Source organism: Planomonospora parontospora (genome assembly GCA_014647935.1).
Taxonomy (GTDB): Bacteria; Actinomycetota; Actinomycetes; order Streptosporangiales; family Streptosporangiaceae; genus Planomonospora; species Planomonospora parontospora.
Genome location: BMQD01000021.1, coordinates 25,611 through 47,443, shown reverse-complemented (window position 1 = coordinate 47,443; position 21,833 = coordinate 25,611). Strand labels below are relative to the sequence as shown.

19 protein-coding genes are annotated in these 21,833 nt (G+C 73.9%); 9 read left to right on the top strand and 10 right to left on the bottom strand.

Annotation, left to right across the window (positions count from 1 at the left end):
- The first annotated feature begins 46 nt into the window (after positions 1 to 46).
- Positions 47 to 1,120, top strand: coding sequence for a baeRF2 domain-containing protein (locus tag IEZ07_RS27240; protein WP_191897373.1), 1,074 nt, complete (start codon positions 47 to 49; stop codon positions 1,118 to 1,120).
- Positions 1,121 to 1,225: 105 nt separating this feature from the next.
- Here the strand turns inward: IEZ07_RS27240 and IEZ07_RS27235 are convergent, their stop codons facing one another.
- The 3 genes from IEZ07_RS27235 to IEZ07_RS27220 are packed head-to-tail and all read right to left on the bottom strand — an operon-like array spanning position 1,226 to position 4,483.
- Positions 1,226 to 1,852, bottom strand: a complete 627-nt coding sequence (locus IEZ07_RS27235) for a LutC/YkgG family protein (RefSeq protein ID WP_191897372.1) — start codon at positions 1,850 to 1,852, stop codon at positions 1,226 to 1,228.
- Positions 1,853 to 1,904: 52 nt separating this feature from the next.
- Positions 1,905 to 3,500, bottom strand: a complete 1,596-nt coding sequence (locus tag IEZ07_RS27225) for a lactate utilization protein B (protein ID WP_301549354.1) — start codon at positions 3,498 to 3,500, stop codon at positions 1,905 to 1,907.
- Entirely contained in the window at positions 3,497 to 4,483 is a 987-nt protein-coding gene (locus IEZ07_RS27220) for a (Fe-S)-binding protein (protein ID WP_191897371.1), read from the bottom strand. The genes IEZ07_RS27225 and IEZ07_RS27220 overlap by 4 nt, the downstream gene beginning before the upstream one ends.
- 88 nt (positions 4,484 to 4,571) lie before the next feature.
- Here IEZ07_RS27220 and IEZ07_RS27215 point away from each other — a divergent pair, with 88 nt between their 5' ends.
- Positions 4,572 to 5,348 carry a FadR/GntR family transcriptional regulator gene (locus IEZ07_RS27215; protein WP_191897370.1) on the top strand — a complete coding sequence of 259 codons (777 nt, stop codon included), beginning with the start codon at positions 4,572 to 4,574 and terminating at the stop codon, positions 5,346 to 5,348.
- 90 nt (positions 5,349 to 5,438) lie between these two features.
- Here the strand turns inward: IEZ07_RS27215 and IEZ07_RS27210 are convergent, their stop codons facing one another.
- Positions 5,439 to 6,935, bottom strand: coding sequence for a sulfatase family protein (locus tag IEZ07_RS27210; RefSeq protein WP_204054630.1), 1,497 nt, complete (start codon positions 6,933 to 6,935; stop codon positions 5,439 to 5,441).
- Positions 6,936 to 7,038: 103 nt separating this feature from the next.
- Between IEZ07_RS27210 and IEZ07_RS27205 the strand changes: the two genes are divergently transcribed.
- A complete protein-coding gene (locus IEZ07_RS27205) occupies positions 7,039 to 8,073 on the top strand; it encodes an LLM class F420-dependent oxidoreductase (protein ID WP_191897369.1) in 1,035 nt (344 codons plus the stop codon).
- 82 nt (positions 8,074 to 8,155) lie between these two features.
- Here the strand turns inward: IEZ07_RS27205 and IEZ07_RS27200 are convergent, their stop codons facing one another.
- The gene (locus tag IEZ07_RS27200) at positions 8,156 to 10,201 is read right to left on the bottom strand and encodes an FtsX-like permease family protein (RefSeq protein WP_239320743.1); all 2,046 of its coding nucleotides are present in this window, start codon (positions 10,199 to 10,201) and stop codon (positions 8,156 to 8,158) included.
- Positions 10,198 to 10,875, bottom strand: coding sequence for an ABC transporter ATP-binding protein (locus IEZ07_RS27195; RefSeq protein ID WP_068903591.1), 678 nt, complete (start codon positions 10,873 to 10,875; stop codon positions 10,198 to 10,200). The genes IEZ07_RS27200 and IEZ07_RS27195 overlap by 4 nt, the downstream gene beginning before the upstream one ends.
- Before the next feature lie 128 nt (positions 10,876 to 11,003).
- Between IEZ07_RS27195 and IEZ07_RS27190 the strand changes: the two genes are divergently transcribed.
- From IEZ07_RS27190 to IEZ07_RS27175, 4 genes are all read left to right on the top strand, one after another.
- On the top strand, positions 11,004 to 11,654 hold the full coding sequence (locus tag IEZ07_RS27190) for a response regulator (RefSeq protein ID WP_204054631.1): 651 nt from the start codon (positions 11,004 to 11,006) through the stop codon (positions 11,652 to 11,654).
- A gap of 66 nt (positions 11,655 to 11,720) precedes the next feature.
- Complete coding sequence (locus IEZ07_RS27185) at positions 11,721 to 12,473, top strand: DUF4328 domain-containing protein (protein ID WP_191897367.1); 753 nt, start codon at positions 11,721 to 11,723, stop codon at positions 12,471 to 12,473.
- Positions 12,474 to 12,622: 149 nt separating this feature from the next.
- Positions 12,623 to 14,536 carry a serine/threonine-protein kinase gene (locus IEZ07_RS27180; protein ID WP_239320746.1) on the top strand — a complete coding sequence of 638 codons (1,914 nt, stop codon included), beginning with the start codon at positions 12,623 to 12,625 and terminating at the stop codon, positions 14,534 to 14,536.
- 72 nt (positions 14,537 to 14,608) lie between these two features.
- On the top strand, positions 14,609 to 15,568 hold the full coding sequence (locus tag IEZ07_RS27175; protein WP_068903586.1) for a quinone oxidoreductase family protein: 960 nt from the start codon (positions 14,609 to 14,611) through the stop codon (positions 15,566 to 15,568).
- A 96-nt stretch (positions 15,569 to 15,664) separates the two neighbouring features.
- Here the strand turns inward: IEZ07_RS27175 and IEZ07_RS27170 are convergent, their stop codons facing one another.
- Positions 15,665 to 16,291: an ArsR/SmtB family transcription factor gene (locus IEZ07_RS27170; protein WP_191897366.1), complete on the bottom strand. Its 627-nt coding sequence runs from the start codon at positions 16,289 to 16,291 to the stop codon at positions 15,665 to 15,667.
- A 67-nt stretch (positions 16,292 to 16,358) separates the two neighbouring features.
- Between IEZ07_RS27170 and IEZ07_RS27165 the strand changes: the two genes are divergently transcribed.
- Positions 16,359 to 17,597 (top strand): MFS transporter, encoded by a 1,239-nt coding sequence (locus IEZ07_RS27165; protein ID WP_239320749.1) that lies wholly within the window; start codon positions 16,359 to 16,361, stop codon positions 17,595 to 17,597.
- Positions 17,598 to 17,802: 205 nt separating this feature from the next.
- Positions 17,803 to 18,849, top strand: a complete 1,047-nt coding sequence (locus tag IEZ07_RS27160; RefSeq protein ID WP_191897365.1) for a DUF8829 domain-containing protein — start codon at positions 17,803 to 17,805, stop codon at positions 18,847 to 18,849.
- On the opposite strand, the gene IEZ07_RS27155 is transcribed toward IEZ07_RS27160, so the two are convergent.
- From IEZ07_RS27155 to IEZ07_RS27145, 3 genes are read right to left on the bottom strand one after another with little or no spacing between them, the layout of a single operon-like run.
- Entirely contained in the window at positions 18,770 to 20,065 is a 1,296-nt protein-coding gene (locus tag IEZ07_RS27155; protein ID WP_191897364.1) for a PucR family transcriptional regulator, read from the bottom strand. The two genes, IEZ07_RS27160 and IEZ07_RS27155, sit on opposite strands and share 80 nt — an antisense overlap.
- On the bottom strand, positions 20,065 to 20,865 hold the full coding sequence (locus IEZ07_RS27150) for an ABC transporter permease subunit (RefSeq protein WP_191897363.1): 801 nt from the start codon (positions 20,863 to 20,865) through the stop codon (positions 20,065 to 20,067). The genes IEZ07_RS27155 and IEZ07_RS27150 overlap by 1 nt, the downstream gene beginning before the upstream one ends.
- On the bottom strand, positions 20,834 to 21,754 hold the full coding sequence (locus IEZ07_RS27145) for an ABC transporter ATP-binding protein (RefSeq protein ID WP_191897362.1): 921 nt from the start codon (positions 21,752 to 21,754) through the stop codon (positions 20,834 to 20,836). The genes IEZ07_RS27150 and IEZ07_RS27145 overlap by 32 nt, the downstream gene beginning before the upstream one ends.
- Positions 21,755 to 21,833 lie beyond the last annotated feature (79 nt).

Genomic DNA, 21,833 nt, shown 5'->3' with positions numbered 1-21,833 from the left:
GACTCCGAGGACTCCGAGGACGGGGTATCCGCGCTGAGGAGTGCTGATGAAACTGGACATGCTCCGATCCGTGTACGACCGCGAGGGGCCGTTCGCCTCGGCGTACCTCGACACCGACCGCGCCATGGAACAGGGCGGCGACCAGGTCCAGCTGCGCTGGGAGGCGCTGAGCGAGCAGCTGGCCGGCGCGGACAAGGCGACCCTGTCGGCCCTGGAGAAGCTGTTCACCGACGTGAACGCGGCGGCGCCGGGCCGCGCGGCCTTCGCCGCGGGGGGCGAGATCCTGCACACCGAGGCCCTGGCGGAGCCGCCCCGCAGGGCGACCGCCCGCTGGTCGGCGCTGCCCCACGTCATGCCGCTGCTCGCCCAGCGGGGTGAGAACGTGCCGCACGTGCGGGTGGTCATCGACCACCTGGGCGCGGACGTGATCACCGTCGGTTCGGGGGCGCCCCGCCGTACGGCGGTGCAGGTGCAGGACTGGCCGCATCAGAAGACCGCGCAGGGCGGATGGTCGCAGCGGCACTACGAGAACAACGTGGAGGAGACCTGGGCGCGCAACGCCAGGGCGGTCGCCGAGGCGGTGGACGAGGAGGTCCGCCGCGTCGGGGCCGAGCTGGTGATCGTGGCGGGCGACCCGCAGTCCCGGCCGCTGCTCCAGGACAGCCTCGGCAAGGAGGCCTCCGCCGTCCTGGTCACGGTGGACCACGGGAGCAGGGCCACGGGCAGTGATCCGCTCCCGTTCAACCAGGACGTGGAGTCGGCGATCGACTCCTGGCTGGACCGCAGGCGGGAGGAACTGCTGGAGCGCCATCGGGAGGGATCCGCCAAGGAACTGGCCGTCTCCGGACTGGCCGCCACGGCGTGCGCGCTGCGCGAGGGCCGGGTGGACACCCTGCTGCTCGTCGACCGGCCCGACGCGGACGGCCTGCTGTGGGTCGGCCCCGACGGGACGCAGCTGGCGGTGGAGCGCGACGAGATGCAGGAGTGGGGCGTGGCCGAGCCCTGGCAGGACCGCGCGGACGCCGCACTGGCCCGGGCGGTCTGCGCGACGGACGCCGCCCTGTGGTTCGTCCCCGAGCTCGACGCCCCCGACGGTGTCGGCGCCGTACTCCGGTTCTGACCCCACGCCCTTCCCTCCACTCCGGGTCCGGCCGCCCGGGCTGCGCTCCCCGGGGTGGCCGTCGGCGCCCGGTGGCCGCGCGACCCCGGTACCGGCGGCCGGCCGTCAGCGGACGACGACGACCTCCAGCGTGCGCGGGCCGTGCACGCCCTCGACCCGGTCGAGCTCGATGTCGCTGGTCGCCGAGGGGCCGCTGATCCAGGTCAGCGGCCTGGCCGGGTCGAGGGCGGCCACCGCCTCGGGCACCCCCGGCACGATCTGCCCGGCCCGCACGAGGCACAGGTGGTAGTCGGGCACCAGGGTCAGCGCCCTGCGGCCCTGTCTCGGACCGGTGTCGAGCACGATCGTGCCGGTCTCCGCGATCCCCACGGCGCAGCCCGTGACCACCCCGCAGGCGGCGTCCAGCTCGGCGGCCGACAGCGGCGGGTCGTCTCCCACGGCCCCGTCTCCCAGGTGCGCCCGCACGGCGTGCGCCCACTCCTCCGGCAGGCCGCCGGGCACGACGACGCGCTCGGCCGCCCGGCGGGCGAGCGCCGCCGTGATCGCCCCGGCGGCCTCCGCGGGTTCCACCACGTGGACGACGGCCCGGTAGTCGGCGACCCGTCCGGCGAACAGTTCCACCGTCCGCTCCCCCGCCGCGGCCGGGGCGGCGCGGGGTCCGGTGTGCGGGACGTCGGGCGCCCCGGCGACGGCCGCGCGGACGCGCGACAGGATGAGGTCGCGGGAGCTCATCGGGAGCCTCCGCCGGTGGGGGAGCTCATCGAGTGCCTCCCGGTGCAGGGTCTCATCGGGTGCCTCCGTCGGTACGGTCCCACCAGTCGCGGAAGGACTCGGCGGGGATGTCGGGGATGTCGCGGGTGTCGGTCCAGGCCGCCGCCGGGCCGGGCAGGCGTCTGGGGACGAACCGGCGCAGGCGGCCGGACAGGCGCTGGGCGCGGGCCAGCCGTACGGGGCGGTCGAGCACCCACCCGGCGGCGCGCATGGCCAGGCGCTCGGCGCGCGGGTGGGGCGCCTTGGCCCGCAGGTGGACGAGCACTTCGGGGATGTCGATGGCGACCGGGCACACCTCGTAGCAGGCTCCGCACAGGGACGACGCGTACGGCAGCGAGGCGTCCAGCTCAGCGGTCGCAGAAGCCGGCATGCGACCGCGGGACACAGCGGTCGCAGAAGCCGGCATGCGACCGCGGGACACAGCGGTCGCAGAAGCCGGCATGCGACCGCGGGACACAGCGGTCGCAGAAGCCGGCATGCGACCTCCGGGCGCCGGGGCCGCAGAAGCCGGCATGCCGCCGGGCGGTGCGGAGGCCCCGGAGTCCGTGCCGCGCAGCTGCGGGGTGAGGATGGCGCCGATCGGCCCGGGGTAGACGGAGCCGTAGGCGTGGCCGCCCACGCGCTCGTAAACGGGGCAGACGTTCAGGCAGGCCGAACAGCGGATGCAGCGCAGCGCCTGGCGCCCGACCTCGTCGGCGAGGACCCTGGTGCGGCCGTTGTCGAGCAGGACGAGGTGGAACTCCTGCCCCTCGGACGCACCGGTCCAGGTGGAGGTGTAGGGGTTCATCCGCTCGCCGGTGGAGGAGCGCGGGAGCAGCTGGAGGAAGACCTCCAGGTCCTGCCAGGTCGGCAGCAGCTTCTCTATGCCGACCACGCTGATCAGCGTCTCGGGCAGGGTCAGGCACATGCGGCCGTTGCCCTCGGACTCCAGCACCACCAGGGTGCCGGTCTCCGCGATCATGAAGTTGGCGCCGGAGACCGCGACCTTCGTCGACAGGAAGCGCTCGCGCAGGTGGAGCCGGGCGGCCTCCGCCAGGGCGCGGGGCTCGTCGGTGAGGTCCTCGGGCGCCGGCCGCCCCCACTCGGCCATCTTCTCCCGGAAGATCTCACGGATCTCCGCGCGGTTGCGGTGGATGGCGGGGACGAGGATGTGCGAGGGCAGGTCGTCGCCGAGCTGCACGATCAGCTCGGCGAGGTCGGTCTCGTAGGCGGTGATCCCCCGGGCGGCGAGCGCCTCGTTGAGGCCGATCTCCTGGGTGGCCATCGACTTGACCTTGACCACGCTGGTCTCGCCGGTGGCCTCGACGAGGCCGGCGACGATCCGGTTGGCCTCGTCGGCGTCGGCGGCCCAGTGCACCCGCCCACCGGCCCGGGCGACCGCCTCCTCCAGCTGGAGCAGGTAGCGGTCCAGATGGCGCAGGGTGTGGTCCTTGATCTGCCTGCCCGCGGCCCGCAGTTCCTCCCAGCCCGGCACTTCGCCGACCATCGCGGCCCGTCTGCCGCGGATGGTGCGGGTGGCCTTGCGGAGGTTGAAGCGCAGCTGCGAGTCCCCCACGGCCCGTGCGGCGTTGCGGGGGAAGGCGGGCATGCCGAGGAAGGTGGCGCTCACCGCTCCTCCCCCGTCCGCCCGTGCGCCGCCGGGCCCGGCTCCGGGGGGGTGCCCGCGGCCGGTCCCGCAGGGGTCGCCCCGCCGGGCGCGGCGAGGGTCCGGGCGGCGGGTGCGGAGAGAGGCCGGGTGGCGGGCGCGGTGCGGGTCCGGGCGGCGGGTCCGGCGGGGGCCGCGGCGGTCTCACCGCTCTCGGTGGCGGCGAGGATCTCCGCCAGGTGCATGACCCGGATCCCGGCGCGCTGGCGGCCCAGGGCGCCGCCGATGTGCATCAGGCAGGAGTTGTCCGCCGCGCAGAGCACCTCGGCCCCGGTCGCCATGACGTTGTGCGCCTTGTCCGCGCACATGGCCGCGGAGACCGCCGGGTTCTTGACGGCGAAGGTGCCGCCGAACCCGCAGCACTCCTCCGCACCGGGGAGTGGGACCAGCTCCAGGCCCCTGACCTGCTCCAGCAGGCGGGTGGGGCGGTCTCCCAGCCGGAGCCCGCGCAGGGAGTGGCAGGTCGGGTGGTAGGTCACCCGGTGCGGGAAGCAGGCGCCGACGTCGGTGACCCCGAGGACGTCGACCAGGAACTCCGAGAGGTCGTGGACCTTCGGCACGAGCGCGGCCACCTCCTCGGCGAAGGAGGGCGGCGCCGTCCGTCCGGCGGCCCTCCCCCCGGCGTCCCGGGCGGTCCCGGAGGAGGCGGGGCGTCCGGCCGCCGCGGCGGTGCGGGCGAGCCGGGGGTACTGCTCGCGGACCATGGCGGCGCACGATCCGGAGGGCGTGACCACCGCGTCGTATCCGGCGAAGACGTCCGCGAAGTGCCGCGCCAGCCGGGTCCCCTCCCGCGGGTATCCGGTGTTGACGTGCATCTGGCCGCAGCAGGTCTGGGCCCGGGGGAAGTCGACCTCGCACCCCAGGCGGCGCAGCAGCGTCACGACCGCCCGGCCCGTGCCGGGGAAGAGGGTGTCGTTGACGCAGGTGATGAACAGGGCGACGCGCACGGCGCTCCTTCCGGCTTATGGTCTGACCACAGTATGGTCAGACCATAGGTCCCGACAAGGACCACCCCACCACGGCGAGGGAGACGGCATGGGATGGGAGCCGGTCCGGCGCACCCGGGCGTTCGAGGACGTGATCGCCCAGATCGAGCGGCGCATCGCGGAGGACGGCCTCGTGGTCGGCGACCGGCTGCCGGGTGAGCGGCAGCTCGCCGAGCAGCTCCGGGTCGGCCGCTCGTCGGTGCGCGAGGCGCTGCGGGTGCTGGAGACGCTGGGCGTGGTCGCCTCGCAGGCCGGCCGGGGCCCCGACGCGGGCGCGGTGCTCACCGCCCGCCCCGCCGCGGCCCTCGCCGACCTGCTCCGGCTGCACGTGGGCCTGTCCAGCCTCTCCATGCGCGAGGTCGCCGAGACCCGGATGATGATCGAGCAGTGGGCGGTACGGCACGCGGCCGGGAACGTCACCCCCGGTCACCTGGACCGGCTGCGGGCGGCGCTGGCGCGGATGGACCGGGCCGGGAGCGCCGACGAGTTCGTCCTGCACGATGCCGAGTTCCACCTCACGATCGCCGAGCTCTCCGGCAACCGCCTGCTCGCGGCCACGATGCACGCCCTGCGCGCCACGGTGCAGCGCCACGCCGTCGAGGCCGTCGAGCGGCTCGGCGTCACCGACCCGCTCATGGACGACCACCGGCGGATCTACGAGGCGATCGCGTCCGGCGACGCCGAGGAGGCGGCCGCCGCGATCGCCGACCACCTCACCCGCGCCTACCCGGACCTGCGGGATCCGGCGGACCCGACGGGCCCGGCGGACGCTCCGGACTCGGCAGGCACTCCGGGCCCGGCGGACGCTCCGGACTCGGCGGGCTGATCCCGGCCGGAACGGGCCGCCCACCCGGGGCGGGCCGTACCGCTGGGGCGAGCCGTACCGCCGGGATCGCCGCCCGCCGCACGGGACCGGTCACAACGCGGAGCGGGGGAGGACGGAGCCCGTGATCTCCAGAGGCGGGACGGAGAACTCCGGCGGGGAGGCCGCGTCGGCGACGCGGCAGGACGCGCCGGAGCAGGCGACCAGGGCGTCGAGCTGGCGCTCGAACCGGGCGATCACCGAGCGGGGCACCCTCCCGGCCAGGTTGCGCAGCTGGTAGGGGTCGGAGGCGAGATCGTAGAGCTGGTGCTCTCCGGTCGCGTAGCGGACGAAGGTGTGCCGGGCGGTACGCATCGCCTGGTAGGCCGGGATCCGGGCCGGAGCCGCGGGCTTCGCCTTCCCCGGCCGGTGGAACTCGACCAGCACGTTCCGGCGCCAGCCGGTCGGGGTCCGGCCGTGCAGCAGGGGGAGCAGGGAACGGCCCTCGACGAAGCCGGGCAGCCGGGCGCCGGCGAGTCCGGCGAAGGTCGGGGCGAGGTCCACGGTGGAGGCCACCTCCGTGACGGTCCGGCCGGGCTGGATCCCCGGCCCCCGGACGAACATCGGCACCCTGATGCTCTCGTCGAACGGGGTCGTCTTGCCCTGCCCGAGCCGGTGCTGCCCCAGGTGGAACCCGTTGTCGGAGCCGAAGAACAGGTAGGTGTCGTCCAGCTTCCCGGCCGCGCGCAGGCTCCGGACCAGGGATCCGACCATGTCGTCCACGCCGAGCATGGCCCGCAGCCGGTCGCGGTAGATCTCGTCGGTCCGCTCGATCCGCTCCGGGGTCAGCCGCTTGCGCGAGCGCAGCCACAGCGGCTCGGCGGCGACGTCCTCCTGGTCGAAGGAGGGCGGGCGCGGAGCCGTGTAGCCGGTGAAGGCGTCGCGGTGCCGGAGCGCGTGGTTGGCCGGCAGGTGCGGGGCGACCGGCGCGAGGTAGAGGAAGAAGGGGTCGCCCCCCCGTGAGACGAACGCGTCCGCCTTCGCGCTGAGCACGTCGGTCAGGTAGTCCTCGGGCGCGGAGCCGTAGGCCCTGACTCTGCCGTTCTCGTTCAGCGTGTAGCCGTACTCGTCGTACAGCCTGCGCACCGGCACGTGCCACTCGTCCCAGCCCCGGGACACGTGGGTGGCGGGGGCGGGGCCCGGATAGTGGTTGAGGTACTTGCCCATCAGGCCGGTCCGGTAGCCGGCGTTCTTCATCCAGGTCCCTATCGTGGAACGTTCCAGATCATCCCGGTAGAACTTCCCGAACCCCCCTTTGGGGGCGGTGTTGGTCAGCACGCCATGACTGTGCACGTACTGGGAGCGGAGGATGGACGCGCGGGACGGGCAGCACCAGGAGTTGGGCACGAAGAACCTGCTGAAACCGGCGCCCGACCGGACGAACTCGTTCCAGATGTTCGGAAATTTCTCCAGATCTCCCATCCCCAGATCATCGACCAGGATCAGCACGATATTGGGGCGCCGAGGCGCCTCGGCCGCAGCCGGAACCGTGGCCGAGACCAGGATGAGCAGAGGAAACAGGCATAAAGCCTTACGGGCAGCGTTCAGCACAGTGTCACGTTTCCCCAAAGCCCCGATCTCGACACCGGGCCTTTCGCAAAGTGAAATAGAACGTGTTCCAATACGATGGCGCACCCGGACGAGAGGCCCGACCATGAGCACCGACCTGAAGCTCGGCCTGAACCTCGGCTACTGGCAGCGCGGCCCCGCCGACGCCACCGCGCTCGTCCAGGCCGCCGAGCGGCTGGGCTACGACTCCGTGTGGACCGCCGAGGCCTACGGCAGCGACGCCTTCACCCCGCTGGCCTGGTACGGCGCGCGCACCTCGCGGATCAAGCTGGGCACCTCGGTCGCCCAGATCTCCGCCAGGACCCCCGCGGCCACCGCGATGACCGCGATGACGCTGGACCACCTCACCGGCGGCCGCCTGCTGCTCGGCATCGGCGCGTCCGGCCCCCAGGTCGTCGAGGGCTGGTACGGCGTGCCGTTCGCCCGCCCGCTCGCCCGCACCCGCGAGTACGCCGAGATCATGCGCCGGATCTGGCGCCGCGAGGGGCCGGTGACCGCGGACGGCGAGCACTACCCGCTCCCGCTGCCCGCGCAGGGCCGCCCGGGGGTCACCGGCCTGGGCAAGCCGCTGAAGCTCATCACCCGCCCCCTGCGTCCGGAGATCCCCCTCTACCTCGGTGCGGAGGGTCCCAGGAACGTCGCCCTGGCCGCGGAGATCGCCGACGGCTGGCTCCCCCTGTTCGCCTTCCCCGAGAAGATCGAGCAGATGTACGGGCCGTCGCTGGCCTCCGCCGGACCGGACTTCGACATCGCGGCCATGGTCCTGACGCTGGTCACCGACGACGTCCGGGCCGCCCTCGACGGGGTCAAGACGATGCTCACCCTGTACATCGGCGGCATGGGCGCCCGCGACCGCAACTTCCACGCCGACATCATCGGCCGGATGGGCTACGCCGACGCCGCCGCCGAGGTCCAGGAGCTCTACCTGTCCGGGCGGCGGGACGAGGCGTTCGCGGCCGTCCCGGACGAGCTGGCCGACGGCATCTCCCTGGTCGGCCCGGCCGGGCGCATCCGCGAACGGCTGGAGGCGTGGCGCAAGAGCCCGGTGACCAGCCTCCTGGTCATGGGACTCGGCGACGAGCCCTCTCTGCGCACGGTCCGCGACCTGGTCCTGGGCTGAGCGGCGCCGATGCCCGCCGCTCCCCCGGACCGGCGGGCACCGGCGCCGGGCACGGGGCGGATCAGCCCGGACGCAGGGCGGATCAGTCCGGGCGCGGCGCGGGGTTCTCGGTGACCGAGCGGAGCACCGGGGCGCTCGCGGCCCCGGCGCCGACCACCCCGGCGAAACCCAGGAGCACGCAGGCGAGCAGGGTGGCCAGCCCGCCGGCGTCCAGCCCGGTGATCGCGAACGGGAGCGCGCAGAACAGGCCGACCGCGATCGAGCCGCCGCCCATGACGGCCAGCGGGATGAGCGTCTCGGCGCGCCGGGCCCGGTCCAGGACCTGCAGCGGAGTGCCCGCCAGGCGGAGCAGCGCGTAGGTCTGCCGCCGGTCGAGGACGGAGGAGACGGCGGTGATCCCGGCGCTGACCACCGCGACCAGGAACGAGACCGTGAGCACCACGATCGTCCCGGTGCCGATGTCGCCGATCAGCACGTGGCCGAACCGGTCGTCGTCGGCGGTGGAGGTCGCACGCCGGCCGGGGACCAGGCCGTCGAGCGCGGTGCGGGCCCGGTCGACCAGCGCCGCGTCCACCCGGGCGTCCACCGGGGCGTCCACCAGGGCGTCCACCGGGGTGTCCGCCTTCTCCCCCTTCCCCGATTTTCCCGGTGCCGCCGCCCGGCCGCCGCCGAGCGCGACGACGAGCACCTTCTCCCCGCCCTCGCCGGTGATCTCGGTCCCGGCGCGCACTCCCGCCGCGGTCAGCCGCTCGCGGGCCCCGGCGGCGACCGCGTCCGCCCGGGCCGCGGGGACGGAGAGGCGCAGCCGCGAGGCGTCCGCCTCACCCAGCAGGTCGGCCGACGGGTTCAGCAGGACCACGAACCCCGCCACGAACCCGGTCAACGCCACCCCGCTCACGGTCCGCCAGGCCGCCCTGGGGTCGTCCACCAGCCGCCGGCCGGCCAGCAGCCGGGCGGGCCCGCGCGCCGTACCCGCGGTGATCCTGCCGATCAGGCCGACCACCCACGGGCCGGCCAGGTTGATCGAGAGGAAGGCCAGGCCCAGCACCACCGCGATCATCCCGCCGCCGCTGCCGACGCTGAGCGTGGGCACCACGGCCAGGACGGCCAGCAGCACCGCGACCCGGACGAAGCGCATCCCCGGCGGGGTCTCCCGCTTGGCCACGCCCAGCGGTCCGACCACGACCCGGCGCAGGCCGACCACCGCCGACAGGCCCACCAGCAGCGGCACGGCCGCCAGCACGGCGAGCGTGTACGGCACGCCCGGCCACAGGTCGGCGGCGAACCACGAGCCGCCGGCGATCTCGATCCCGGTGAGCGGCGGGATCAGCAGGACGTACAGGAGCGTCCCCGCGACCGCCCCGGCGAACGCGGTGATCACCGCCTCGGCGGCGGTCATCGCGACCACCTGGCCCGGGGTGGCGCCGACCAGGCGGAGCGCCGCCAGGCGCTGGTCGCGCCGGGCCACGGTGAGCCGGGCCGCCGCGCCCCCGAACACCAGCAGCGGCACGGCCATCAGCACGCTCGCGATCAGCGCGAGGATCCGGTAGCCCTGCGCGTCGGGCGTCGGCTCCCCGGTGAAATCCGAGATCCGGGTGGGCGCGACCTCGCCCCGCGGCTCGTCGGTCCCCTTCCCGGCCAGGACCGGGGAGTCCGGCGCCCAGCCCCGCACGGCGACCAGTTCGCCGGGGTGGACCAGCGCCTCGTCCCCGACCGTCCCGCCGCGCCCGCCCGCGAACCGGCCGGCCAGCTGGTCGGCCGGGAGCCTGCGGGCGAGCTCGGCCAGGGCCGGGGAGAGCCAGACCTCGCCCGGCGCGGGGAAGCGGTCCAGCCCCGGGGGCGGCGGCGCTCCCGGCTCCAGCGCGGCCAGCTCCACGACCGTGATCCGCTCGTCGCGCACGTAGTCCACGCGGACGGACTGGACGGCCACCGCCCGCCCCTGCGCCGGGACCGGGTTGCGCCACGCCTCCCGGTCGCCCCGCCCCTCGAAGGCGAGGTTCGCGGAGACCGCGAAGAGCAGCAGCGCGGTGGAGACCGTCACCGCCAGCGCGGTCAGGGCCGCGCCCAGCAGCCCCTTGCGGCCGCCCGCGCGCAGCAGCCGCCAGCCGAGTCCCAGCGCTGCCCTCACGCTCCCACCCCGGTCATGATCCGGCCGTCGCGGACCTCGACGGTGCGGTCGCACCAGCGGGCCACCTGCGGGTCATGGGTGACCACCACCAGCGAGGCGTCGCCGCCCCGGGTCGCCTCCACCAGCAGGCGCATCGTGTCGTGCCCGGTGGTCTGGTCGAGCGCGCCGGTCGGCTCGTCGGCGAACACCACCGCGGGCCTGGTGACCAGGGCGCGGGCGATCGCCACCCGCTGGGCCTGCCCGCCGGACAGCTCACCGGGCCTCCGCTCCTCCATGCCGCCCAGGCCGAGCGGGCCGAACCACTCCCGCGCCCGCCGTACGGCGTCGCGCCGGGAGACGCCGCCCAGCATCAGCGGCAGCGCGACGTTCTCGTCGGCCGGGAGCTCGGGCAGGAGCTGGCCGAACTGGAAGACGAATCCGAACCGCGTCCGGCGCAGGGCGCTGCGCTCCCGCTCCCCCATCGTGTCGACGCGCTGCCCGAGCAGGCGCACCTCCCCCTCGTCCGGCTTCATGATCCCGGCCAGGCAGTGCAGCAGGGTCGACTTGCCCGACCCGCTCGGACCCATGATGGCCACGGCCTCGCCGCGGCCGATCGCCAGTCCGACGCCCGCCAGCGCCGTCGCCGGGCCGAACCGCTTGGTCAAGCCGTATCCCTCGAGGACAACAGAAGTCATGGGAGCACCCTCGCCCGTCCGAGGGTCCCGGCGGATCGGCCGAGCGTGCGATCCTCCGAGGTGCCCGATCGGCCGAAAGTCGGATGGATGGGAACGACCCGCCGCGCGGGGCTGGCAGAATCAGCCGGGTGACGATTCGGGTGCTCATCGCCGACGACCAGCAGCTGGTGCGGACCGGCTTCCAGATGATCCTGGACGCCCAGGCCGACATGGAGGTCGTGGCGACCGTCGCGGACGGCGCCGAGGCGGTCGAGCACGCCCGGCGGTTTCGGCCCGACGTGTGCCTGCTCGACATCCGGATGCCCCGGCTGGACGGCCTGGAGGCCACCCGGCTGCTGGCCGGCCCCGGCGTCCCCGACCCGATGCGGGTGGTCATCGTCACCACCTTCGACCTGGACGAGTACGTCTACGGGGCGCTGCGGGCGGGCGCGACCGGGTTCCTGCTCAAGGACAGCGGGCCGACGCTGCTGATCGAGGCGATCCGTGCCGCCGCCGCCGGGGACGCGCTGGTCTCCCCCTCGGTGACCGTGCGCCTGCTGGAACACCTGGCCCGCCCCCGGGAAGGGCGTTCCCGGCCGCTGGTCGAGCCGCTGACGGAGCGGGAGCTGGACGTCGTGCGGCTGGTGGCCCGGGGCCGGACCAACCAGGAGGTCGCCGCCGAGCTGTTCGTCTCGCTGTCCACGGTCAAGACGCACCTGGGCAGCATCCAGGGCAAGCTCGGGGCGAGAAACCGTGTGGAGATCGCCGCGTGGGCGTGGGAGTCCGGCGTGGTGAGTTGATTGGCGGAGGCGCTGACGGGATAGAAGAGAGTCAAGTCCTTCAGCGCATGCCGGGGGGAGATTCACATGCGCTCTGTCCCGCCGCCCAGCACGAGGCCCGCCTCGGCCGTCCAGGCGGCCCTCGTCCTGCAGATCTGCGCGGTCACCGCCCTCACCGTGTTCGAGCAGGCCCGCGGCGAGCGGCTGGCCCAGGAGATCGCGGCGCTCGGCGGCGATCCGCGCGCCCCCGGCGCGCAGGCCCTCGTCGGCCCGGTCACCGTCTTCGCCGTCCTGGTCATCCTGGTGGCCGTCACCACGGCCGCCGCGGGCGCCGCCCACCTCGTCTGGCTGGCGCGGGCCAGGCGGTACGCCGCGGAGACCGCCGGCGCCCCTTCCCGCCCCTCCTCCGGCGCCCCCGGGTCCCGCCCCTCTCCCGGCGCCCCTTCCCGTCCTTCCGCGGCACCGGTCCTGGCGGCCTGGTTCACCCCCGGGCTCAACCTGGTCGCCCCGCCGGTGCTGGTGGACCGCCTCTGGCGGGCCTCCCGTACACCGGCCGACCACCGCGCCTCCTGGCTGGCGCTGCTCGCCGCCTGGTGGCTGAGCTGGCTGGCCGCACTCGCCCTCCTCCTGCGGCTCTTCCTCTCCCCCGCCCCCGGGGTGGCGGACCTCACCGGCATCGGCCCGGTCGAGCTGGCCGTCGTGACCGTCTCCGCCCTGCTGTGCGGGGCCACGGTCCGGCGGATCACCAGGATCCAGACGGAGAGCGTCCTGCACCGCGTCCGCATGGCGGCCGATCCGGTCGGCTCGGAGGTCCAGGGGCTGGCCTACCAGGGCTTCTGACGCGCCCGGAGCGGCTCTCCCCTCCCCCGCCGCCACCGGGCCGGTCGGCCTCCCGGTCCCGGCCGCTCCCGCCGCAGGCTGATGCCCGCGTGGGGATCTCGGTACGCTGAGCTCCCCATACGACGGCGTTTTTGCGGTTAGGTATCACGGTGAACAACCTCAGTCCGGGTGACCCCCTGCAGATCGGGCGATACCGAGTGCTCAGCCGGCTGGGCCGGGGCGGCATGGGAACCGTCTACCTCGGGCAGGCCCCCGACGGCCAGCGGGCCGCCCTCAAGGTGATCAACTCCGAGTACAGCCAGCACGAGCAGTTCCGGATGCGCTTCCGGCGGGAGGCCGACGCGGCCCAGCGGGTGCGGCGGTTCTGCACGGCCGCGGTGCTGGAGGCCGCGCTCGACGGCGATCAGCTCTACGTGGTCACCGAGTTCGTGCCCGGGCCCAACCTGGAGGAGGCCGTGCGCTCGGGCGGCCCGCTCCGGGGTTCCAGCCTCGACGCGCTCGCGGTCGGCGTGGCCACCGCGCTGACCGCGATCCACGGGGCCGGGGTCGTGCACCGCGACCTGAAACCGTCCAACGTGCTGCTCTCCCCCGTCGGCCCCCGAGTGATCGACTTCGGCATCGCCCGGGCCCTCGACACGCTCAGCGGCGTCACCGGGACCGGCGAGATCATCGGCACGCCCCGCTACATGGCGCCGGAGGTGCTGCGCGGCGAGCCGGTCTCCCCCGCCTGCGACGTGTTCTCCTGGGGCTGCCTGGTCGCGTTCGCGGCCAGCGGCCGGGCGCCGTTCGGCGGCGAGGCCCTGCACGCGGTGCTGTACCAGGTGCTCAACACCGAGCCCGTGCTGGAGGGCATGGAGGCCGGCCTGCGCGAGCTGGTGGCCCACGCGATGGACAAGGACCCGGGACGGCGGCCCACCTCCCAGCAGCTCCTCGACCACCTGGTCGGCCGCTCGGCCGCGCCCGAGCAGACCGCGCACTCGGTCCAGGCGGTCTGGCAGCAGAGCCCGCCCACCCTGGCCGAACCCGCCGCCTGGGCGGGGTCCGGGCCGGGCGGGCCCCACGTCCCGGGCGGGTCCGCCGGTTCCGGAACGCACGCCGTACCGGGCGGGCCGGGGGCCCCGACCGCACCGGCCGCCCCGGGCCCGTACGCCGTGCCGGGCGGGCCGGGTGACCCCACCCCCGCGGCCGGGGCGGGCGCGCACGCCGTACCGGTGGGATCGGGTGGCTCCTGGGCGCAGGACGACACGCGGCTCCCGGCCGGGGGCGACGGGGGACGCGGGCGCGCGGGCGGTGCTCCGGCCGAGGCCGTCCGGCGCAAGAAGCTGATCGCCGGCGCGGCGGTCGCGGCCCTCGTCGCGGCGGGCGGCTTCGGGCTCTACCTCGCCTTCTCGCCGAGCGGGCCCCCCACCGACCTGACCCTGCTCTACCAGGACGACTTCACCCAGAAGAGCGACTGGAGCGGGACCTACGACCCCGCGAACGGCGGCAAGTACGGCTACGCACCCGAGGGGCACTACGCCGTCGACGCCGACGGCGAGAACGCCGTCCAGCGCATCACCGCGCCGGTGCCCTTCGCGACCGCCCCGCCCGCGACCCCGGACCCCGCCGCCAGCCCCACCCCGACCATCCCCGGCCGGCTGCTCCTCGGGGCCGACGTCACGGTCCGCAACGGCAGCACGGGCGCCGGCGAGTACGGGCTGTTCTGCCGGGGCGCGGACGCCACGGAGGCGACCCGCTACGAGTTCCTGATCGACACCTCGGGCAAGGCCCGCATCCGCAGGGCGGTCAAGAGCGCCGGCGGCGACCTGACCGAACCGGCCCCGGTGGAGGTGACGAAGGGCAAGCCCGTCCGGCTCCAGGCCGAGTGCTCGGCCGGCTCGGAGGGGATGCAGCTCACCATGTGGGTCGACGGCACCCGGGTGCAGTCCGTCACGGACCCCGACCCGCTGCCGCCGGGTGAGCTCGGCATGATCGTCCGGGTCGGGGAGAGCAGCGGCGCCACCCTGAAGACGGGCTTCGACAACTTCACGATGCGCGGCGCGGCCCCGGAGAAGAAGCCCTGAGGGGGAACAACGAATGATCGGCTCGCGGTTGGGGACGATCGGAACACCGACCTGAGCGAAGGAGCCCGCACGATGCGCGCCATAGTCGTCTCCGCCACCGGCGGCCCCGAGGTCCTCTCCTACGAGGACTATCCGGACCCCGCGCTGAACCCCGGCGAGGTGCTGGTCGACGTCGCGGCCAGCGGCGTGAACTTCATCGACGTCTACCACCGGATGGGCCGCTATCCCCTCTCGCTGCCCTTCGTGCCCGGCAACGAGGGGGCGGGCACCGTCGCGGCGGTCGGCGAGGACGTGGAGGGGGTCTCCGTCGGCGACACGGTGGCCTGGGCGAGCGTCATGGGCAGCTACGCCGAGAAGGCCGTCGTGCCGGTCTCCCACCTGCTCCTGGTGCCCGAGGGGGTGGCCCCCGAGCTCGCGGCGGCCGTCACCCTCCAGGGGCTCACCGCGCACTACCTGACCCACTCGGTGCACGAGGTCAAGCCCGGCGACGACGTGCTGGTGCACGCCGCGGCCGGCGGCATGGGCCTGCTGCTCACGCAGATCGCCAAGCTCCGCGGCGCCCGGGTGATCGGCACGGTCTCCACCGAGGAGAAGGAGGAGCTGGCCCGGCAGGCCGGCGCCGACGAGGTCCTGCGCTACAAGGGGTTCGCCGACGCGGTCCGCGACCTGACCGGTTCCGGCGTGCACGTCGTCTACGACGGCGTGGGGGCGACCACCTTCGCCGAGAGCCTCGCCGCCCTGCGCCCGCGCGGCATGATGGCCCTGTACGGCCAGGCCAGCGGCCCGGTGCCGCCGATCGACCCGCAGCTGCTGGCCAAGGAGGGGTCCCTCTTCCTGACCCGCCCCAGCCTCGGCGCCTACATCGCCACCAAGGACGAGCTCGCCTGGCGCGCCTCCGACCTGTACGGCTGGCTGGCCTCCGGCCGGCTCCGGGTGCACGTCTCCCGCCGCTATCCCCTGGCCGAGGCCGCGCAGGCCCACGAGGACCTGGAGGCCCGCCGCACCACCGGCAAGCTCCTGCTCATCCCCTGAGCCCCGCTTCCCGCTGCGGGATCCGGCTGCTCCGGCGCTTCCAGGACTGCTCGGCGACGCCGTCCCTCGTCGCCTCGCCCGCGCGGCAGCCGTGCGTCACTCAGGCGGTTCCTGGCCGCCGAGACCGATCGGGAACGCGTCGAAGTTGACGATGACCCGCGCGGTGCCGGGGGCGCTCTCCTCACGGTCCCGTACCTTCTCGTGGTGCGCGTCGACGACCCGCGAGATCTCGCGGACGAGGCCGGCGAGTTCCTCCCGGGTCATGCGCATGACGGTGTGCAGGTTGACGGTGGCCTCGACCCACTCGCGGGGAGTGGTCCGCGACTCCTCCAGCCAGCGGCTGAGCTCGGCGTTCCGTTTACGGAGCAGCTCGGCGAGCAGGAGCTCCGCCGCCTGCGCCGTCTCGGGGTCGCGGCGGAACCGGTCCCCGTCGAACCCGAACCGGCGGGAGCGCCACCAGCGCTCCTTGCCCTTCCCGCGGCCGGACACCTCCTCGATGAGGCCGTGCCGCGCGAGCTGACGCAGGTGATAGCTCGTCGAGCCGCTGTTCTCCCCGGTGCGGGCGGCGAGCCGGGTCGCCGTGGCGGGGCCGTGGTGGTCCAGCAGCTCCAGCAGGCGGAGCCGTACCGGGTGGGCGAGGCCCTTGAGCGCTGATGCGTCGAGTTCGCGGTCCGCGTGCCCGGTGAGCGCCGATGGATCGGAATCACGGGTCTTGTCATCCATTGCGTGCAGCCATATCTTTGCAAAGGGAGTTTTGCATACTTTCCTTTACACGTTATCGGAGACAGCGGTGACCGATCGACCCTTCCGCTGGTTGCTGACGGCCTCCGGTCTGTCCAATACCGCCGACGGCATCGTCGTCGTGGCCATGCCCCTGCTGGCGATCACGCTGACCCGCTCGCCGCTGCTGGTCTCTCTCGTCAGCGCGGCGGCCACCCTCCCCTGGCTGCTGCTGTCCCTGCACGCGGGCGCGCTCGCCGACCGGCACGACCGGCGGCGGATCCTGGCTCTGACCACGTGGACCCGGGTCACGGTCCTGACCACCCTGGCGGCGGCCGCCTGGCTGGGGACGCTTCCCCTGCCCGTGCTGCTGGCCGGAGCCCTGCTGCTCGGCGCCGGAGAGGTCTTCGCCGACACCTCGGCGCAGTCGGTGGTGCCGATGACCGTGGCGCGGGAACGGCTCGGCGACGCCAACGGCAAGCTCGTCGCCGCGCAGACCGTCGGCAACAACTTCCTGGGAGGGTCCGCCGCCGGACTCCTGACCGGGCTCGGCGCCGCCGCCGCGTTCGGGGCACCCGCCCTGCTCTACGCGGCGGCGGGGATCGCCCTGCTCGGCATGCGCGGGCGTTTCCGGGTGGAGGAGCCCTCCACCCGGCCGCTCCACCACGACATCGCAGAAGGGTGGCGCCACCTGTGGAGCCACCGGGTGCTGCGGGACCTGGCCCTGCTGTCGGGTGTGCTCAACTTCGCGAACTCGGCTTACTTCGCGGTCTTCGTCCTGTGGGTCGTCGGGGAGGAGTCCCGGGTGGGGCTCACTCCCGGCCGGTACGGCCTCCTCATGGTGGCGCTCGCCTTCGGGGCCGTGGCGGGATCGCTACTGACCGACCGGGTCGCGCAGAAGGCCGGACAGGTCAGGACACTGGTCGTCGCCGACCTGGCCGGTGGCGTCCTGCTGCTCGTGCCCGCCCTCGTCCCCACCCCCGCCGCCATCGGCCTCACCGCCGTACTGCTGGGCGCCGCCGGCGCCACCGCCAACGTCCTGCGGGTATCGCTGCGACAGTGGCTCATCCCCGGTCACCTGCTCGGCCGGGTCAATTCGGCCATCCGCCTGATCGGCATGGGGTCCACACCGCTGGGCGCGGCCGCGGGCGGTGCCCTCGCCACGGCGGCCGGGCTGCCGGCGGTGTTCGCCGCGGCCTCGGTGCTGTGCGTCCTGGCCGTCACCCTCACCTGCCGGAGTGTCACGACCCGCTCGGTCGCCGAAGCCGAGTCCGCGGCGGATACCACCGTCCAGCCCGCGCCCACCTGAAGAACCAAGGTCGCTTTTCGGGAAGTATGTGTCTTCCGTCCGCGCCCGTCATACGCACTTCCCGGGAAACGATCATTATTTCACCGGGACAGAACGGTTATCCACAGGTAGCCGTATGCGGTGGGGTCGCCCCCAGGGAACACCGTGCACCAGAACCGTCTCTGCTGGCATGGCTACTTTTGCCGTCCGGACGGAAGGGGCGGAGATGGGAAACAGGCATAGGCGGTCGTCGCGGCACCGGACCGGCAGGTCGCCGGGCGGGCGGCCCGTACTGGGGGTCGCGCTGCTGACCGACGAGCGCGATCTCGCCGCGCTCCGCGAACACGGTTCCCTCACGCACCGGGACTACGCCGCCTATCTCGCCGCCTGCGAGCGCGACATGCGTTCCATGCGCGCGTCCGGTGAAGTGGTGGCGGAGGCGTTCGACCTCGGGGAGTACCTCGATTTCTGCCAGGACGCAGGACTGGACGCCGACGGCGCCGTTAGCCGGGCCCGGTACGCCGCGCTGGTGTGCGAGGAGGGCGACCCTCTCCCCTACCGGGGCGAGCCCATAGAGGATTTCATCGCCGTGCTCGCCCGCCGGGAGAGACTCCGCAGGCTGTCCTCCAGGATCGAAGGACGCCTCGCCCTCGTTCCGACCGGGCGGGTCAAGGCGGCACAGGAGCACACGGCCGGTGTGCTCCTGTGGCTGCTGAGCCGCGAAGGGCCGGGCCTGCACGTCCTGACCTGCCTGGTGGAGGCCGGCCGGGGCGATCCGTTGGAGGTCTCGGCCGAGGTCGAGGTGCGCCAGAGCAAGACGCTGCTGCGTGGAGAAGCTCCGCTGGTGCTCGCCCAGATGCTCGTCCTCGCCCGCGCGGTGAGGGCTCTCGGCAGCCTGATCATGCGATTCCGCACCCGGAGGACCGACCCCGCCACCGGCCTCCCCATCGAGATCGTCCGCGGCTGGTCCATCCGGGACGGTGAACTCCGGTCCCTGAGTGGCGCGGAGACGCGTGCGGCCTTCTGCGCCGATGCCCGGACCGGTGACCCGCTCGCCCCCGAGCCCTCCGCCGAGTACGCCGACGCCCCGTCCTTCCGAGAAGGACTCGACGAACGAGTAGTGCCCGATGAAAGACCTCATCCGCCGGTTCCGGACCCGGTTTCGGATCCGGCTCCGGAACCATCTTCGGACCTCAGGCCCGCACCGCCGGTCCGAGAGGTTGGGCGGGCCAGTCGAGGAGGCGGGCGCCCAGCACCGCGGTCTCCAGGGTGAAACGCTGGGTGGGGTCGTCGGGCGAGAAGCCGGTGAGACGGCGGATCCGCTCCAGCCGGTAGGTCACGGCCCGGGTGCTGACCCCGAGCCGCCGCGCGGCCGCGGCCTGGTTGCCCTGGACGGCGAAGACCGCCTCCAACGTGTCGAGCAGCGGCTCGGGCCCGCCCCGGGCCTCCAGCAGCGGGCTGAGCACGGTCGTCACCAGGTCGTCGATGGCCTCGCGGTCCCGCAGCAGCACGGGGAAGACCAGCAGGTCGGCCGCCTTGAGGACGGGCGCCCGCAGCCCGAGCCGGTCGCCCAGCTCGATCGCGTTGCCCGCCTCCCGGTAGGAGGCGACCACCCCGCCGGGCCCCCGGTGCGCCCGACCCACGCCGACGCACCAGCCCGGTTCGAAGGCCTGCCGCACGTGGTGGGTGAACTCCCCGGTCGCGGCGGAGAGGCTACCCGGCGCCACGCACACCAGCAGCCCGTCCCGGACCGCCACCAGCACGTTGTGCGACCCGAACCGGGCGACCAGCGCCTCCTCGATCCGCCTCGCCACCGGATCACTGTCCCGCAGTCCCGGCGTCCCGGCCTCATCGGGTGCCGCCTTCTTTCCACCGGGTCCTGTTCCGTCGGACCCTACTCCAACGAGTCCTGTTCCACCGGGTCCCGTGTCTACCGCCCGCACGGACACGGCAGGGCGGGCGACCGCCACCACGTAGGACTCCGCCAGCCGGAGGCCGAAGTGCTCGGCGCGTTCGGCGAGCCGGTCGGCCCGCCCGTGCAGCAGGTCGTCGACGAACTCCCGGCGCGCGGCCTCCTCCTGGCGGATCGCCAGGCGCTGGGCGTTCTCATAGCCCTCCATCAGCGCGGAGACCGCCCGCCTCAGCGCGGAGAGCACCGCCGGAGCGGCCCCTTTCGCCTGCCCCTCCCCGGACGGCCCCGGCCAGGCAGGTCCGGAAGCTGCCGGGTCGGAACCGGACCCCCGGAGAGCGGAGGCTCCAGGCGCGGATGATCCCGGATCGGACGGCCCGGAGACGACCGCCTCGGCCATGCTCAGCGCCGCGTCGACCATCTCCCGCAGCGGCAGGCCCAGCTCGGCGGCCCGTGCGCCCGCCGCCCGGTAGCCGTCGAGCGCCTCCCTGCCGGGCAGCCGCCCGGTGGCGGCGGCCTCGCTCAACATCCGAGGGTGCCCGCCGAGCAGGTCGGCGGGCACCCGGGCGGTCTCGTCCATCAAACCCCTATGTCACGCCGGTCGAAGGCCAGGATCGCGACGACCAGCAGCACGGCGGCGGCACCCGCCAGCACGAGATAGTCCCCGCCGGGGAAGCCCTGGTAGAGCGGCTTGCCGTCCAGGTAGTAGTGGAACGGCGAGACCCACCGCAGCCAGGAGACCGCGTCCACGTTCTTGCCCATGGTCTCCACGATGTAGCCGCCGACCGCGACCACGCCGACGACCGCCATCGCCGGGCCCCTGCGGCCGGCAGCGGCGCCGACCGCCAGGGACAGCGCGCCGAAGAGCAGGCCGAGCAGGAAGACCCCGGTGTGCGCGGCCAGGATCCTGTCGAAGGCGACGCCCATGTCGGTGGCGACCGACAGGCCCCAGGCGAGCAGGAACGTCGCCGCCGCGACACCGAGCAGCCCGAGCGCGAGCGCGGCGAACCGCTCGAAGACCAGCCGCCTGCGGTCGATCGGGAGCGTGACGGTCAGCTCCAGCGTGCCGGACTCCTCGGGGCGGGCGATCGCCTGGTTTCCCAGGACCGCCGCGCACACGACGAACAGCATCGGCCCGAACAGTTGGTAGACCACGCCGTGCAGATAGCCGGTCCCGGTGGTGAAGCCGGTCAGCCCGCCCATCAGGTCGCGCATCGCCTCGGGGAACTTCTCCAGGGCCGCATCGCCGTACAGGTCCTGATTCTGGGAGATGTTGGGGTAGAACGACAGGTACAGCGCGAAGAACGCGCCGATGCCGATCGTCCAGCGGACCAGCGACCTGCGGTGGTCACGCAGGCTCTTGGACACCAGCGCGGGCATGGTGCGCCTCCTCTTCGCTGTAGTAGGTCAGGAAGATCTCTTCCAGATCGGGTTCGGCGCTGACCAGGTGCACCACGGTGAACCGGGCCGCCGCCTTGATCAGCGCGTCGGGGCGGCCGTCGATGGTGCAGCTCAGGTTCGCGCCCTCGACCCTCAGGTCCCGCACCCCGGGCAGGCCCTCGAACTCCTCGCGGGGCACCGGGGCGTCGAAGTGGAACTCCACCCGGCGCACCGCCTTCTCCCTCAGGGCGGCGACGTCCTCGACGGCCACCAGCCTCCCCTGCCGCACGATGCCGACCCGGTCGGCGACGTCCTCCACCTCGGCGAGCACGTGCGAGGACATCAGCACGGTCCGGCCGGCCGCGCGCACCTCGCGGACCATGGCGAGGAACTCCTGCTGGACCAGCGGATCCAGGCCGCCGGTCGGCTCGTCCAGGATCAGGAACTCCGGTTCGTGCATGAACGCCTGGATCAGCCCGACCTTCTGCTTGTTGCCCTTGGAGAGTCTGCCCATGGGCACCGAGAGGTCGGCCTCCAGCCGTTCGGCCAGCGCCGTGATCCGGTCCCGGGACACGCCGCCGCGCACCCCGGCCAGGAAGGCGAGGTACTCGCTCGCCCGCTCCCGTCCCTCCAGCGCGAGCTCTCCGGGAAGGTACCCGATCCGGCCCCGCACGCGCGGGTCGCGCGGGTCCGTCCCCAGCACGCTCATCCGGCCGCGGGTGGGCCGGATGACGTCGAGGAGGAGCCGGATGGTGGTCGTCTTGCCCGCGCCGTTCGGGCCGAGGTACCCGAACACCTCTCCGGGCCGGATCTCCAGGTCGAGATCCTCCAGTCCCCGGCGCCTGCCGTAGAACTTGGTCAGTCCCTCGGTCTCCACTACCGCTGTCATGCCTCAGATCGTGCCCTGCGCCCGATCCACCGGACCATGACCTGTTCCTGACACTTGGGCCCGCGTTCGTTGCCCGGTT